The 16,401-nt window shown below is 50.5% G+C and carries 8 protein-coding genes, 1 tRNA gene and 1 pseudogene; 2 read left to right on the forward strand and 8 right to left on the reverse strand.

Going from position 1 to position 16,401, the window contains the following annotated elements; translation table 11 throughout:
- The first annotated feature begins 47 nt into the window (after positions 1-47).
- A tRNA-Met gene (locus AYY16_RS16940) sits at positions 48-124 on the forward strand.
- Positions 125-384: 260 nt separating this feature from the next.
- Here the strand turns inward: AYY16_RS16940 and amiC are convergent.
- On the reverse strand, positions 385-1,635 hold the full coding sequence (gene amiC, locus AYY16_RS16945) for an N-acetylmuramoyl-L-alanine amidase AmiC (RefSeq protein WP_067369336.1): 1,251 nt from the start codon (positions 1,633-1,635) through the stop codon (positions 385-387).
- Between the two features lie 280 nt (positions 1,636-1,915).
- On the opposite strand from amiC, the gene argA reads away from it, so the two are divergent.
- Entirely contained in the window at positions 1,916-3,244 is a 1,329-nt protein-coding gene (gene argA, locus AYY16_RS16950; protein ID WP_067369342.1) for an amino-acid N-acetyltransferase, read from the forward strand.
- Between the two features lie 21 nt (positions 3,245-3,265).
- On the opposite strand, the gene recD is transcribed toward argA, so the two are convergent.
- From recD to AYY16_RS16985, 7 genes and pseudogenes are all read right to left on the reverse strand, one after another.
- Positions 3,266-5,101, reverse strand: coding sequence for an exodeoxyribonuclease V subunit alpha (gene recD / locus AYY16_RS16955; RefSeq protein ID WP_067369345.1), 1,836 nt, complete (start codon positions 5,099-5,101; stop codon positions 3,266-3,268).
- Positions 5,098-8,712 (reverse strand): exodeoxyribonuclease V subunit beta, encoded by a 3,615-nt coding sequence (gene recB, locus AYY16_RS16960; RefSeq protein WP_067369348.1) that lies wholly within the window; start codon positions 8,710-8,712, stop codon positions 5,098-5,100. Before recB ends, recD begins: the two co-directional genes overlap by 4 nt.
- Positions 8,713-8,716: 4 nt before the next feature.
- Positions 8,717-11,600 (reverse strand): annotated as a pseudogene (gene ptrA, locus AYY16_RS16965) (pitrilysin).
- Positions 11,593-14,994: an exodeoxyribonuclease V subunit gamma gene (gene recC, locus AYY16_RS16970; protein ID WP_067369351.1), complete on the reverse strand. Its 3,402-nt coding sequence runs from the start codon at positions 14,992-14,994 to the stop codon at positions 11,593-11,595. The pseudogene ptrA and the gene recC overlap by 8 nt, the downstream one beginning before the upstream one ends.
- Complete coding sequence (locus tag AYY16_RS16975; RefSeq protein WP_067369354.1) at positions 14,969-15,337, reverse strand: prepilin-type N-terminal cleavage/methylation domain-containing protein; 369 nt, start codon at positions 15,335-15,337, stop codon at positions 14,969-14,971. The genes recC and AYY16_RS16975 overlap by 26 nt, the downstream gene beginning before the upstream one ends.
- Positions 15,330-15,845 (reverse strand): YgdB family protein, encoded by a 516-nt coding sequence (locus tag AYY16_RS16980; protein WP_223861247.1) that lies wholly within the window; start codon positions 15,843-15,845, stop codon positions 15,330-15,332. The genes AYY16_RS16975 and AYY16_RS16980 overlap by 8 nt, the downstream gene beginning before the upstream one ends.
- Complete coding sequence (locus AYY16_RS16985) at positions 15,820-16,401, reverse strand: prepilin peptidase-dependent protein (protein WP_067369358.1); 582 nt, start codon at positions 16,399-16,401, stop codon at positions 15,820-15,822. Before AYY16_RS16985 ends, AYY16_RS16980 begins: the two co-directional genes overlap by 26 nt.

The following is a 16,401-nucleotide window of genomic DNA, read 5'->3' on the forward strand; positions in this document are numbered from 1 at the left end:
CAAATCCGGCTCCCGCAACCAACACTTATCATCATTAACTTTTCGGACGCGGGGTGGAGCAGTCTGGTAGCTCGTCGGGCTCATAACCCGAAGGTCGTCGGTTCAAATCCGGCCCCCGCAACCAATCTTATACCGACATTATCTGTCAAAATCTCCTGAATACTATTCCATTCTGACGTTATCCTGATTTACTAAAAAATCCATATTTTCAATTTATTACCCCCTACTATACTCTAAATAATTCGGGATGCCTGTAGGCGACAAGCTCCGACTGCCGGGGAGCATACATCAGTATGTGACCCGGCGGGCTGAGTGCGGTCAACACCCGGGCATCCTGAAGTATGACGAGTATAATCAGTGCCACATCCTTGTGACACACTACTTTTAATCTCTGCGCGCGACTGCGCCACCATTTGCAAAATACGCTTTGATACCCTGGAAAACAGAATTTGCCATCTCCTGCTGGAATTTCGCCGTTTTCAGTAAACGCTCTTCCTCGATGTTACTGATAAATGCTGTTTCCACCAGAATGGACGGAATATCCGGTGCTTTCAATACCGCAAACCCGGCCTGGTCGACTGTTTTTTTATGCAGTTTGTTGACGGTGTTCATCCGCTTGAGAACTTCTGAGCCAAATTTAAGGCTGTCTTTAATACTCGCACTCTGCACCATATCAAACATGGTCTGATCGAGGTATTTATCACCGCTTTTGCTCACGCCACCAATTCTGTCGGCATCATTCTGGGTTTGTGCCAGAAATTTTGCGGTGTTACTGGTTGCTCCGCGCGTCGACAGCGCAAAAACGGATGAACCCCTGGCAGAGCGGTTGGTAAAGGCATCGGCATGAATGGAGACAAAGAGATCTGCCCGCATCTTGCGCGCTTTCGCCACACGGACTGACAGCGGGATAAACACATCCTCGTTGCGCGTCATATAGGCACGCATACCCGGCTCGCGATCAATAAGAGACTTTAAGCGGCGCGCCATTTGCAGCACCACATCTTTTTCCCGCGTTTTGTATTTACCGATAGCCCCCGGGTCTTCCCCGCCATGACCGGGGTCGATCATAATCACAATCGGTCTGTCTTTACCCGCTTTGCCCGGTTTCGGTGTTTCACGCGGGAGGCTCTCTTCCAGGTCACCCCGGTTGTAATCTTCCAGCAGCGCCAGCAGCGGGTCATCTTCTTCTCTGCTGCCATTTTTCGGATAAAAATCAAGTACAAGGCGGTTTTTAAATTCAGCCACCGGCGTCAGTTCCAGCACCTGCGGACTCATTGCCTGCTTCACTTCAAATACGAGGCGGACGGTCTGCGGATCATTTTGTCCGACACGGACAAGCTTCAGGTGCGGATCACGGTTTTGTACCTGCTTATCCAACCCTTTCAGCACGCTGTTGAGATGTACGTTTTTCAGATCGATAACAACACGTTCCGGGTTTTGCAGGGTAAATTGTTTATATTTCAGCGGACTATCTGACTCGATAGTCACACGGGTATAACTGGATGCCGGCCAGATACGCACAGCCACGATTTGCGACGAAGCCGCAAACCCGAACGGGCTGATACTCAGCAGACAAAATGCCGCTGCACCTTTGAGCAACAGACGGCGTGACGCATCGTGTTCAGAATGACTCATGAAAAGATATCCATAGCGTAAATCACATCAATATTGCCGAAACGTATATCCGGAAAACCAACGAAATTAAGAAAACAGAATGATTTATTCTTAAATAATTTAAACGGCACTTTATCTAATCATTTGCGCCCTGTCATTATGGATTTTTGGCTTATATGGCGATAATTCAGACAAAATCAGATCACGTCTTTTCTGCCACCAAAAATTTAGGCTTGCTATTCCCTCACAAAAAGAATAAAAATACATAAATTACGAATAAAAATTCACTTGCGAGGGTATTATGAAAGAGCGCAGTATCGAACTGGTGGACGGTTTCCGTCAGTCAGTTCCCTATATCAATGCCCATCATGGCAAAACATTTGTGGTTATGCTGGGCGGCGAAGCCATCGAGCATGAAAACTTTCCTAATATTGTTAATGATATCGGCCTGCTGCACAGCTTAGGTATCCGCCTTATTGTCGTTTATGGCGCCCGCCCGCAAATTGAAAAAAATCTGCTGGCTCATCAGTGTGAGCCGGTTTATCACAAAAATACCCGTGTGACCGATGCGCGGACACTTGAGCTTGTCAAACAGGCCGCAGGGCAATTACAGCTGGATATCACCGCCCGCCTGTCAATGTGCCTGAATAATACGCCGCTGCAAGGCGCGCATATTAATGTGGTCAGCGGTAATTTTGTGATAGCCCAGCCGCTTGGTATTGATGACGGTGTTGATTACTGTCACAGCGGGCGCATCCGGCGGATTGATGAAGATGCTATCAACCGGCAACTGAATAACGGCGGCATTATACTGATCGGCCCTGTCGCCGTTTCTGTCACCGGCGAAAGTTTTAACCTGACCTCCGAAGAAATTGCCACACAAATTGCCGTTAAACTCAAAGCCGAAAAACTGATTGGCTTTTGCTCGGCACAAGGTGTGGTTGCCGATAACGGCGCGATTATCTCCGAAATGCATCCGAATGACGCCGAGCACTATGTGCAGGAAATGGAAGGCAGTGGTGATTACTATTCAGGGACTGTCCGTTTTCTGCGCGGGGCAATCAAAGCCTGCCGCCGTGGTGTAAAACGCAGCCATCTCCTGAGTTATCAGGATGACGGATCACTTATCCAGGAACTGTTCTCCCGTGACGGGATCGGAACCCAGGTCGTGATGGAAAGTGCTGAGCAAACCCGCAGAGCAAATATCAATGATATCGGCGGGATACTTGAGCTTATCCGCCCGTTGGAGCAACAGGGCATTCTGGTGCGCCGCTCACGCGAACAACTGGAAATGGAAATCGATAAATTTACGATTGTTGAGCGCGATAACACCACGATCGCCTGCGCCGCACTCTATCCCTACCCGGAAGAAAAAATCGGCGAAATGGCGTGTGTGGCGGTACATCCTGACTACCGCAGTTCTGCGCGGGGCGAAGAATTACTCAACCGGATAACGCAGCAGGCAAAACTGGCGGGGCTGGAAAAACTGTTTGTTCTCACCACCCGCAGTATTCACTGGTTTCAGGAACGCGGGTTTGTACCGGCAGAAATTGAAAACCTGCCGGTCAAAAAACAGGCTATGTATAACTATCAGCGGCGCTCGAAGATTCTTATTCTGGATTTTAAATAACCGGCTGTCTGTCATCGCTGTTTATCGTAACCTCTCACTCAGCCCGCTGTAACGCTGAGTAGGGGTTTTCACCGCACGGCGCAGACACTCTTCCCGGCTGTACACGGTCAGAAACTGCTTTGCCCGCGTCAGAGCGGTATACAGCAACTCACGGCTGACCAGCGGTGATATTTGTACCGGCAGCACCAGCGCAGTATGAGCAAACTCAGATCCCTGGGATTTATGCACTGTCATCACATACGCCGTTTCATGAGCCGGTAACCGGCTCGGCTGAATGCTTTTTATCGTGCCGTCCGGCAACTGAAAATGCACACGAAGCTCATTTTTATCATCTCGGAGCATGATGCCGATATCCCCGTTAAACAGCCCGAGCGGGCTGTCATTGCGGTTGATCATCACCGGTTTTCCGTGATAACCGCGCAACCGGTGAATAAGGGGACGCCGGATATGCCCCTGCTGATGCAACAGCCGTTCAATACGCTCATTTAATCCTTCCACGCCAAACGGACCTTCGCGCAGGGCACACAATAACCGGAACTGATTAAAGGCATGCAGAACAACCGCCGGTTCTGCCCGTTTTTTCACCAGCGCAAGAAACGGCAGATAAGCTGTCATGGTATCTGTCAGTACCTGCGGATAGCCATTTTCATCCTCCAGCGGTACATAGCGGACATCATGCCGCTGCCCGTTCAGAATAGTCATGGTTTCCCGCGCATCCCCCTGGTTTACGGCGGCTGCCAGCTGACCAATCCCGGAGTTTTCATCAAAACGGAAACTTTTACGCAGCAGACAGAGGTGATCCTGCACATTTACAGGGTGAGCCGGTGCCGTTTCCGGCAGGATACAGCCCGTCATGGCTTCCAGAGCCATGCGTCTTTCCGGCGTATATCCCTCTTTGGCAAAACGGCAGATATCCCCCAGAACCGCCCCCGCTTCAACAGAGGCGAGCTGGTCTTTATCGCCCAGCAGAATCAGCCTTGCCTGCGGCGGCAACGCGTCGATCAGTACCGCCATCATCGGTAAATCCACCATGGATGCTTCATCAATAATCAGAATATCCAGCGGCAGCGGGTTTTTATGATGATGGCGCAACTGGCGGCTGTCCGGCTGTGCACCCAGCAAACGGTGCAGGGTTTTTGCCTGCTCCGGCATCATTGCGCGCTGCTCATCCGTCAGTGTTAGTTGTTCAATTGCCGAACCGAGTGATTCAGTCAGGCGCGCTGCCGCTTTGCCGGTCGGGGCAGCCAGTTCAATCAGTAACTGACGGGGAGCAGATTGCACCAGTGCCGCCAGAATACGGGCAACCGTTGTCGTTTTCCCGGTTCCCGGTCCGCCTGAGATAACAGCAATCCTGCTGCTGACCGCCACTGCCGCTGCCACTTTTTGCCAGTCCGTTTCCGGCATTGATGAACCAAACAGCGCATCCAGTAACGGGCGGATACTTTCCGGGTCCTGCGTGACCGGCTGTGGCTGTGAAAAATACGCGGCCACCTGACATTCATACTGCCACATACGGTGCAGATACAGATTAGTGCCGGATAACACAACAGGTGCGGGAAGTGAGCCATCACTAACTGCATCAGATACGCTGAGTACAGATCCAATCTGTGCAACTGACGGCTCACCCAGTGCCTGCCAGACAGACTGTAATAATTCAGCGTGCCGCCCGCCCTGCTCCATCAGCAACGCAATGCGGGATAACGGCAGACAGACATGCCCCGCGCCGGTCTGCATACTGAGCAGTGCAAAAATTAATTGCAGCAGCGGCGCATCATCTTCTGCCAGCATAGCCGCGAACTGACAATCTAAAGGGCGCAGGACCTGTTCAGCACACAGTGTTTGTAAGTGAGCATTCATTTACTTGTCTCCCCTTTAAACATCGCATCCAGCTGTTCTGTAAATACCTGTTCCGGCCGGTAAAAATAAATTCCCTGACCGGGATGCGCCGGTGTCATTCCGCGCAGAAATAAATAATAAACGCCGCCGAAATGCACATCATAGTTATAATCCGGCAATCTGTGGCGTAAATAGCGGTGCAATGCCAGGGTATAAAGCTGATACTGCAAGTCATAGCGGTGCTCAATCATCGCGTCCGCCAGCGCCGCCGGTTGGTAGTCCGCCGGGCTGTCACCGAGATAGTTTGATTTATAGTCCGCTATGTAATATTTGCCGTCATGACAGAATACCAGGTCAATAAAGCCTTTCAGCATCCCGGTCACCGTGGCGAAATCCAACGGACGTGCCCGTTCTGACAGCGGATCAAAGGCTCTCATCAGTGCATCCAGCCCGTGCGCGTTCAGCTCACTTTCAATCGGCAGGAAAAATTGCATTTCATCCTGCTTCAGATGTGCCGGAATTTGTCTCAGAGCCGGTCCACCATCACAAAGCGGGGTATTCAGCAGTTCAGTAATCCAGGATTGCAGGAACGGCGCCCAGTGTGCGGAAAAACCAAATGATAATAACTGGTCATTCAGCCACTCAAGTGAGGGCTCACTATCAAATTCAAGCGCTTCAAACAGGCTGTGAAGGAATGTTCCCGCCTGTGCGCCGCGCATAAAGGTAAAAGCGGTCAGTTCAGATCCGGCTTCCACCTGTATTTCACCTGCTGTTTCTGTATCCATGTCCGGGCTGAGAGCGCGGATCATCGCCATCATCTCTTCCTGTCTGTCCTGTGTATACGCATTGCCGCCGGATGCAGCGCCGTAACTCAGACCACTGTAGCTGGTAACCCGCCACTGCCCGCGGATGTGCCGGGTAAAAGCTTTCACCGCCAGAGATACCGGCGGGCAAACTTGCGGCTCCCATGGCGTGAACGTCTGCCCCTGTACCGGAGTCAGAGCCAGTGAGTCATCTCCCTGACAAAACGCGGTCAGCCGCCCGAACAGTGTTTCACTGTCACATGCCTGACCATTTTGTATCAGATACCCCAGTCCGCAGTGATGTAAATCCGTGTTCCCGGCTTTCTTGCGGTTACCTTTCATAACAGGCGCGACACCCAGGCTGCAATGATAAACCGCCCGTGTAACCGCGACATAAAGCAGTCGCAGGTCTTCCGCCAGGCGCTCTTTATCTGCCAGTGCGAGTTGAGTTTCATCAGGTGAAAGGGTCAGGCATGGCTCAAAGGTGGTTTCATCATGATAAAGACGCTGCCCGCCTGCCTGAAAATTACAGATAAACGGCAGCCAGACCAGCGGATATTCCAGCCCTTTGGATTTATGAATAGTACAGATCTGCACCAGGTTCTGGTCGCTTTCAAGGCGCATCTGCTGACTTTCGGATTGCGCATCCGGACGCAATACCTGTTGTGCCAGCCAGCGCACCAGCGCGTGTTCATTTTCCAGGGTCTGCGATGTTTCCTGAAGCAATTCGCCGATATGCATAATATCAGTCAGCCGCCGCTCGCCCTCCTGACCGGCAAGCAGATTTTCAGCCACCTTGCGCTGACTGAATACCGTCCGCAGCATCGGCAGCACGCCCTGCTGCTGCCAGACTTGTCCATAACCGGCGAACTCATCCACCAGCGCATCCCATGCTGTTTCATCGTGATTCAGCTCATCCATATCAGGGGCATTAAGACCGAATAATCCTGATGCCAGCGAACTGCGCAGCAAGCGTTCTTTTTCCGGACTCAGCACCGCCTGTAACAGCCACAGCAATTCACGCGCTTCCGGTGTATCGAAAACACTGTCCCGGTTTGAGAGGAAGACCGATGGGATGGCAAGCTGATTCAGCGCATCTTTTATCAGTTGCGCTTCGCGGCGGCTGCGCACAAGAACCGTGATATCGGCAGCACTTACCGGACGCTGCTTGTCACCCCCCCCGAGTAATGCAGTGCCGCTCTGCCCCTGTTGTAACCAGTCACGGATTTGTCCGGCACACACAACTGCCATTGTCCGCTCATAGTCACCACTGCTGACACCCTCTGCGCTCTGCCACCAGAACTGCATCGCCGGTTGTATTTTTCCGTCAATAACAAAAGCCGGTTCATCGCTCCCGGGGGCTGGCATCACCGGCTGAAACGGGATTTGTTTAAAACAGAAGGGTTCATCTGCCTGTAAAAACAGTTTATTTACCCCGTCCACCATCGTTTTTGCCGAGCGGTAATTTGTTCCCAGCGTGTAATGCGCGCTGACATCCTGCCGGGCTTTGATATAGGTAAAAATATCAGCGCCACGGAACGCATAAATGGCCTGTTTCGGGTCGCCGATAAACAACAATCCGCGGGGTTCAGCCTGCACATCTTCATCACGGTGTGCGGCATCATCCTGATAAATTGTCCGGAAGATCCGGTACTGCTGCGGGTCTGTATCCTGGAATTCATCAATCATGGCGACCGGAAAACGTTTTCGCAGCGTTTGCGCCAGCAGTGCGCCATTTTCACGGCGCAATGCCTCATCAAGCCGGGTCAGCAGGTCATCAAACCCCATTTCACCGTGTATCTGTTTTTCCTGCGCAATTGTCTGACGAATTTCATACACCGCGCGGGTGAAAAGCACATCTTCCAGCGTCAGTGCCTGTTCCGCCAGAGTTTCTATGGCAGAAAAAACAGGGTGAGACGGCGATGTCCCGCCTTTTTTGGTTTTCTCACACAAAACAGCCTGACTGAAACGCTCAAGATTTTTCGGCAATGCATAGTGAGTGGTTACCCGCTCTTCTGCCCATGCATTGATACCGGCAATCCATCCCGGTACCAGATTGGCACGGTAACTGCTTTTGTTCAGATCTGAATCCTGAATCAGACTGACAAAATCAACATCACTTTTCCGCCATTGCTGCTTTACCTCATCAATGGCGGTAATAATTTTCTGATGGCGGGAAAGTAATGTTTCATCTGACTCCGGCGCATCGGTTATCCGTGGCTCTTCACCCTGCAACCAGGGGTAGATATCCCGTAACAGTGCATCAGGACCAGACCAGAGCTGAGTAACAGCTCTTGCCAGCTCAACCGGCAGCGGATAACAATGGCGCCGCCAAAAGTCCGCACACGCTTGTCTGCGGATAGGATGTTCATCCTGAATCAGTGTTTGTTCAAATAATACGCCGGACTCAAATGCATTATGTGTCAGCATCCGCTGACAGAATCCGTGAATGGTAAAAATGGCGGCTTCATCCATCTGGCGCTCGGCAAGTAACAACCGCTGAGCCGCCATTTGCTTATCCGGGATAAGGGCAAGCAAAGGGGCGAATGCATGATCCGGCTCCTGCTCATCACGCAGACAGGCGATCCGCAGTGCATGAATATTCTCACGGATACGCCCGCGCAGCTCATTGGTTGCCGCTTCTGTGAACGTCACCACCAAAATCTCTTCCGCTGACAGCGGACGGCTGAACGCACCTTCCCCCAGCCCTAACAACAAACGCAGATAGAGCCTGGCGATAGTGTACGTTTTTCCCGTACCCGCAGACGCTTCAATTAACCGCTGCCCCTGCAGCGGTATTGTGACCGGATTTAAAGATTCAGCCGCCATAGACTTACCGGATTTCCTCTTTCACAGGTAGCAGTGACTGAAACTCTGTCACTGACGGATAGGTTGTCCAGCCTTCCGGCTTCGCATAATCATCCGCTTTACCGCTGGTTCCTGTTACCTGAGAATAAAGTGCCAGTCCGTTTTTCGACATAACCGCTTTATCATAGAATGTCACCACATCCTGTTTTGTCATTTTTTTTCACCGCATCAATAGTCTGTGCGCGGGTATTAAAGTCAAAATAGTTATTTTTGAAATCAAACGAATAACGGGATGCTTCTTCTATAAAGGTTTCCGGTGGCTGGGTCAGTTCAGTCAGCAGAGCACTGCGGTATTTATCAAACTCCGCATTGTCCAGCGCCTGTAACCGTTTTTCTGTTTTCACATAGAAATCATTAAAACGCTGTGACAGATACGCCGGATTTTTTTCATTGCTCTGTAACAGAAAACCGATTCCCCACTGACGACCAAAGCCCGGATTAAAGGCAAACAGGGCATAACCCAGTTGTTCCTGTGTCCTCAGCTGATCATAGAACCACGGGTGCAGGATTTTTGATAATACTGAAGAAAAAGCCGCGCCTTCAGTGCGCGAATATCCTGTCGGGATAAAGATATTTGCCAGCGCATTGTCTGTGCTGTTCGCTTTCTCATCAAAATTCGGTTTCAGGGTTTTGTCGATAACATAGTAATCACCCACCCACCATTGCGTTCCCTGCGAGCCAAGCTGTGCCTGTGCTTTCGCAGCAATCTGTTCTGCCTGAGGTGCTGTAACGTTACCAAAAATAAACATCTGTAACGCACCTTCACGGATCAATCGATCACGGAATTCAGTCACATCTTTTTCTGTAATAGTTTCAAGTGCGGCGAGGCGATCTTTTTCCTCAAAATACGGCACATATTTCAGGCGGCTGAACGGGCGCATTGCCATTTCATACGCTTTGCCGTTATTTGAGACAGCGACCTGCTCACGATACCAGGATTTTGCCTGCGCCAGTTCAGCGGCTGTCGGTGTAAAGGTCTGATACTGCCCGATTGCGGTAGTCAGAAGCTCAGGTAAGTGCTGAGAATAACCATCCGCACTGATATTCAGACCATCATCATCACTGATGTTAATCCCCATTCCCGCCACACCGGCCTGATAACGAAGCTGGTTCAGTTTCAGTTCACTGATATAGCTGAGCACAGAGCTGGTGACGAAATCTTTCGCAGTTCGTCTGGTATTTTTGTTACGCAGTTCCAGTGCAATAATCGCTTTCGGTTCATCAGCAAAATACTGGCTCGGCATGTAGAACAGACGTGATTTTGCTGTATCTGTCAGTTGTACCGGTTTTTCCTGTTTCTCTTTTTTGATCAAATCAAAGTTGTCCGGAATGAACGGGTTCAATACCGGCAGAGAGAAATGAAAATCACGTTCAGACTTACGCCATTTATCGAGTTGCGCAGCGGTTACATTATCCACCTGATACGGCGCATCCACAAAATAGGCTTTCTTATTGCTTGGTTCATCCGGGCTGGTGTACCAGATACGGGCTTTTTCCGGTGTTAAATCACTGAACCGCGCTTTAATCGCAGCCGGATCCCAGTCATCAGCGAGATAGCCGACGTTCAGGATATTACTGACCGGATAATCCATCATGGTATTCGCCAGAGACTCGACATAGCCCATATCACGGACAATGGAGTTGTAACGGAATGCCAGTCCGTTTACCCGGGCTATCTCATCGAAATAGGCTTTACTGATCCCTTTTTCTTTAATCAGGTTCAGATAGGAAAATACAGCGGCTGTGATTTCATCACGCTTTAACATGCCTTCATCTGTGAGCCCTACAGAGATAATAAAAATACCCTGATTCCGCGCCAGATCTGAAGAGGCAGATGCACTGATATTCTCAGCTAACCCTTTTGATATCAGCCAGTTTGCTAATGTCCCTTCACTGCGGTTACCCAGCAAATAAGCGATGTAAGTATCTGTTTGTTTACGGAAATCTTTGTTGTTATTGTCAATGACAAATTCAAAATCCAGAGATTTCTGAGGCTGAGCCGGAACATAGTGAATAATTTTTTGTTGCTCGGCTGCGGTAATAAGCGGCACCGTAATCTGCGGAACTGACGCCTTACGGTTCGGGATAGTCCCGAATGTACTGTTTGCAAGAACAGCCAGCTCTTCTGTGGATTCCGGTCCGTACAGCACACCTTTCATCAGGTTGGATGAATAGTATGTGTTGTAGAATTTGAGTAATTCTTCATGCAGGATACTGCCCGGTTTATCTTTCAGTGTATCCAGATTACCACCGGAGAAACGGGAGATCGGGTGCGCGGGGTTCCAGGTTTCAGCCCGCACCTGATACATACGGTGCCCGTCGCGGGAGCGCGCCATTGTCAGTTCTGCATTAACCGCATTCCGCTCTTTATCTGCATTCACCGGATCAAGCAGCGGCTCAGCCAGAGCATCAGCCAGGCGCTCGGTAGCACCTTTCAGTGCACTGTTTTCAACTTCAAAATAAAAGTCAGTGTAATTTGACCCCGTACTGGCATTATGGCTTCCGCCATGTTTGGCAAGATAATCACTGAAGTTTCCGGGTTCAGGGAAACGTTTTGATCCCATCAGTACCATGTGCTCCAGATAATGCGCCAGTCCTGCCTGGCTCTTCGGCTCATCCATACTGCCTATCGCCAGGCTGATTGCTGCCGCCGATTTACGGGCAGCACTGTCTGAAATCAGCAAAACAGTCATGTCATTTTTCAGGGTAATTGCCTGATACTGACGCGGGTCATTCTCACTTTTCTCTATCTCATCCGGTAAAACCTGCCATGCATTCTGTGCAAGTGCGTTCGCGCCGGTAAAAAAGAAAAGCAGTGTAAAGATAAACTGCACTAGTTGTTTAGGCATCAGCCTGATTCTCCCTGTTTTTCTGATGATGGAACATCGGCAAAAATAATTGTTGCGAAAGCTGCTTAATCACCCCGAGAAGTTCTGTATCAAAATGGCGGAATGCACGAACCACATAGTCATCCTCTGCTTCACCATTAAACTGAAAACCACCCTGCAATGTCTGTAGCAGCAGCGATGCGGCTTTATGTTGGAGTGCTTCATCATCAGAGAGTTCACCACTTTTTTCATCTGCCAGTGTGCTCAGCCATGCCCAGCCACTCTTAATAAAAACAGGCAATGGTTCATTAAGCCCCTGAGCAAACACATCCAGTAATGGTTGCAGATACTGTTGCGCCTGTGCGGCTGTCAGCGGTTCAAAAATCCATGCGCTATCATTACGCCCGAACGACCGGCTGAATTGCTGCCGGTCACTCAGGCTGTAAACCAGATGCTCAATCCACAGTCTCAGCCCGTCAACTGCAGTCAGTGCGGCGGCACGCCAGCGCAGCAATCCGTCATTCTGAACACCCGCTAATTGCCCGGTTAATGTATAAGGTCCCACAACATAGTGAAACAGCTCACTCTCTGATTCTGCCCGCTCCCGGCGGACTGTCTCCGCCAGTACATCCATTTCCTGTAACTGATCTTCCCAGTAAACCTGTGCAAATGCCCCTGCAGGTAACGACCCGGCGGCTTTCAGGGTGGTGAAAACCTGTTCTTCTGACTCACCGTCCACCAGCGCGTCAAGCAACTGAGTGTTAAACCCGTAGCGCTGTAAGTTATCAACGCTGAACGGCTCTTCTTCCGGCAGTGCAACATCTTCAATATCAAAATGGACTTTCAGACGCTGCTGAAAAAAGGCGCGGATCGGGTGACGATAAAACCGTAAAAGCTTCTCCAGTGTAATATCCGTCACAGACTCAGCCGGAACCGGCACATTAAATGGCCCCTGTGCCCGTCCCTGTCCCAGCGCCGCAGGCAGCCACTGAGGCGAAAAGCTCTGAAATTCAGCACCTTCCCGGTAATTTTCCGCCGCAAAGGGAACACGGGAATGGCAGACAGTCAGATGGTGCTCAATGGCTTTCCGGCTGATATCCAAATTTGCAGAACGGTCTTTTTTCAGGCAAAAATTTAACCCGATATATTCCAGTAACTCACTAACTAAGACCGATGGATTGCGCTCTTCGTTATCGCGGATAGAACGCCCGATATAACTGATATATAAATGTTCTTTTGCAGAGCCCAGAGCCTCAAGGAAAAGATAGCGGTCATCATCCCGGCGCTTGCGGTCGCCGCGACGTGCCTGCTCTGCCATCAAATCAAAACCCAGCGGCGGAATATTGCGCGGATATACACCGTCATTCATCCCCAACAGACAAACAACCTTAAACGGGATCGAACGCATCGGCATCAGTGTACAAAAGTTAATCGCACCCGATAAAAAGCGCTGACTGATTTTTTCATCATCCAGCCGCAGAGACAGCTCGTCACGGATCAGGGAAAGTGGCACTTCATCGTCATAACAGGCTTTTACTGCCTGCTCCAGTACCTGCTGCCACTGTTGCAGTACCATGCTGAGCACAGGCTCGGTATCCGGCGTTGTTGCAAAAAAAGCAGAAAGCAGTTCAGCACCGGTTTCACGCCATTGCACCGGCGTACGGGTTTCACTCAGAATTTCCTGCCACCGGCTCAGGGTATCAATAAATGCCGCGAGCTGACCGACTCTTCCGGCGGCAATACCGGATGCATCATCATACGGGAGTATCCCGCGCCAGGTGCCTTCCTGCTGCGCCATAGCATACCCGAGCAACATACGTTCCAGCCCGAATTTCCAGGTATTCTGACCAAAAACCGGCAATGAAAAAGATTCGATGTTGTCATCATCCAGCCCCCAGCGAACGCCCGAACCACTGACCCAGCGGCGTAACAGCGGCAGGTCGCTTTCATCCAGACCAAACTGTTGTGCAATCGCAGGCACTTCCAGCAGACTGAGCACATGTTCTGATGTGAAACGGCTCTGCGGCAGTTCCAGCAAAGTTAATACCGCTTGTAAAACAGGATGTGCCTGACGGGCTTTGCGGTCAGAAATAGCAAATGGCAGGTAGCGGTTGTCATTACCATGACCAAATACCGCCTGAATATACGGAGAGTAACTGTCGATATCCGCCACCATCACAATAATGTCACGCGGTGTGAGCAGCGGATTATTCTCCAGTAGATTCAGTAAGTAATCCTGTAAAACCTCCACTTCCCGCTGAGGACTATGACAGGAGTGGAAGCTCAGGGAGCGGTCGTTATCTGCAAGAATCCGCCGGTCTTCACTCACCGAGAACTCTTCTTTCGTCTTACCCACACGGCTGTAGTCCGCCAAATCAAGAATATCCTGCTGAACAGTGGTCAGTAATGTATCCGGCGTGTAGTCAACAAACGCTTTAATAACATGGGCATCTTCAATCTCTTCCAGAAACCAGAGATTATCCCGCCCTAAACGTCCCCAGGACGCCAGCAGCGGATTACCTATATTCTGCTCACCATCGGCTTCAAAATTAAAAAGTGAAGGCGCATCGTCGTCAGATTTAAACCAACTGACAGCCTTCTTATCCCAATAGCTTTGCGGCTTACGCGCCAGCATCCGGCGCAGTGATGCCGGGTTCTGAATATCGCCCCAGTAATATTGGCAGGGATTGGTAAACATCAGATGAATGTGGGTATGCTGCCCGAGTGCGCGCAGTGCCTGTAAATAAACAGGCGGTAATGCAGAAATACCACAGATAAACAGACGGGGAGGCAGATTTGCCACAACCTGTGGATCGCCCTTATCCAGCACATCAATAAAACGCTGATAAAGATTCGCACGATGCCACTCAGGCTGATCCAGCGTGCGCGTCAGTGTCTGTAAATCCTGCCACAGCGATTTTTGCCAGGTCTGGTTCTGACTCAGTCCGTCAACCAGCTTGTCGCCTTCCCACGCTGTCAGCCAGTCAGGACGGTAAACCAAATATTGGTCAAATAAGTCCGCAATACGGCCTGAAAGCTGGTGAAGTTTGCGCTTATCGTTATCATCATCAAGATAGTGGCGCAGAGGGGTAAAATCCGGATCGTCAAGGCGCTGCGGTAACAGCGACATCAGTTTCCATGTCATTGCCCCCTTACTGAATGCACTCTCTTTCGGGATACCCGGCAATACACGGGTAAACATATCCCAGATAAAGGTTGCGGGCAGCGGGAAATCAATATTTGCTGCAATACCCAGTTTTTCCGCCAGCGCAATCTGTAACCACTGCGACATTCCCGGACTTTGCACGAGAACCGTTTCCGGGCGGAATGGATCCGCAATCTTATCAGTATCAATAATATGGCAGATAACATCTTTCAGCAGATCCAAATCATTGGAGTGATAAATCGTAAACATTTTTCTGCCCTTGCATGCATTGCCATCGGCTGGCGGTTAACTGACGCTCTCCGGAAGAGACTAAACGGATAGTAACGGAAACACAGCCTTGTGCCACATTTTCCTGTTTATTTTCCCACTGCCGCCGGGAGGATAACGGCATTTTCATCATCTGCTGTAATGTACCGGGATCTGCGGTAAACCGCATCAGCTGATGTAACCGGCGTACTGTTCTGACATCATCATACTGCCGGTGTTTTCCGCTGTTCAGGAGCTGATGATAACGCAATAAGCCGGTCATCAATACCGCAAAAACAAAGGCACAGATAAGCACTTCCGGTAACGACATACCCCGCTCATTCATTTTGTCCTCCTGTCTCACTGTGCCCGCCACAATCCGGTTTAAGATCCGGAGGGCAAAAGTCACTCCATCCCTGTGCCAGCGCTGTCAGTGTCATTTCATTACCCTGCACTGTTGCGGTAACAAGCTGATAATGAGATATATTTTGTCTGAACCAGGGCGAAAATGAACTTCCCTGCAATAAAAAACGATTTTCCTTCAGCCGCCGGAGACAACTCTTCAGTGCCGGGTCTGCCGCTGTCCGGCAGTACAACGGCTCTCTGACAAACTCACTCCGGGACCAGCGTAGTGTCATTCCCCACGCCAGTGCGGACGCCGCACCGGCATCCGCCTGATAAAAGGCAATTTCATCCTGTCCGTTGCGCCACTCAGTCTGGTAAAACCGGTGCAGGACGGATAACAACATCAGGGCGATACCCAGCAGAAGCATGATCATCATCATCAGCGCACTGCCCTGCATTGTTTTTTCGCGCCGACCCACACTGTTACGGATGATAATTGGGTGTTGCAATCAGGCTTTCTCCGGTTCGTTGCAGCACCGGTTTTTCTTTGCCGGCCAGTGTTAATGATAACTGTAAACCACTTTGCTGATGAAGGCTGACCGGCGTAACGGAAAAACGCGTCACCACAATCTGCCGGTTATCTGTCACTTTTTCCCATCCGGGCTCCTGGCAGCTCAGCGCATTGCGGCTCCATTCCAGTGCATTTTTGTTCAGGCGATACCCGAAATGCTCGCCGGTTTTTCGTGTATTGCGCTCCCAGCGGCTGTTATGGTTAAGATCATAAGCGACGATAACGCAACTGTTTGCAGGTTCTCCTTTTTTTGCCGCTATCTGTAATGGTCTGCCCTGACAGGTTCCCCGGCAAAAGCCTGTCCGCCGGAGATCTTTTTCCAGCCGTAACAGTGTCTCGCGCATAATATTATCCAGTTTATATTGCCGGTATGTATTCGTTACATCCCGGCAGAGAACCGGAAAAAACCGGGTAATCGTCACCAGCAATATGGCACTGACAGCCATACTGACCAGCATCTCAAGTAGAAGAGAGCCTCTTGATGACAAAGTCAT

Origin of the sequence: Morganella psychrotolerans (genome assembly GCF_001676155.1) — a bacterium.
In the GTDB taxonomy this organism is placed as follows: Bacteria; Pseudomonadota; Gammaproteobacteria; order Enterobacterales; family Enterobacteriaceae; genus Morganella; species Morganella psychrotolerans.